The sequence below is a fragment of the Pseudomonas agronomica genome (assembly GCF_025917275.1).
GTDB classification, from domain to species: domain Bacteria; phylum Pseudomonadota; class Gammaproteobacteria; order Pseudomonadales; family Pseudomonadaceae; genus Aquipseudomonas; species Aquipseudomonas agronomica.
This window is the reverse complement of sequence record NZ_JAOSHO010001164.1, coordinates 1-234: the sequence shown is the minus strand read 5'-3', so window position 1 is coordinate 234 and position 234 is coordinate 1. Positions and strand designations below refer to the sequence as shown.

At 64.5% G+C, this 234-nt stretch carries 1 protein-coding gene; it reads right to left on the bottom strand.

Annotated features, from left to right (window positions below):
• Positions 1–234: FAD-dependent oxidoreductase (locus OC610_RS29390; protein WP_264433394.1), on the bottom strand; the 234-nt coding region annotated here is incomplete at both ends.

Sequence of the window (234 nt, the reverse complement as noted above, 5' to 3'; positions counted from 1 at the left end):
TGACGCCTGCGCCAATCACCACCAAATGCCGGGGCACCTCGCCTAAGGACAACGCGCCGGTGGAGTCCAGGATGCGGCGGTTATCGATCTCCACGCCCGGCAGCGGCGTCGGTTCCGAGCCGGAGGCGATGATGATGTCCTTGGCGCTCAGTTCAACCTTGGTGCCGTCTTCGCCGGTGACGGTCACTTTGCCGGGCCCATCGATATGGCCCCAGCCCTTGATCCAGTCGACCT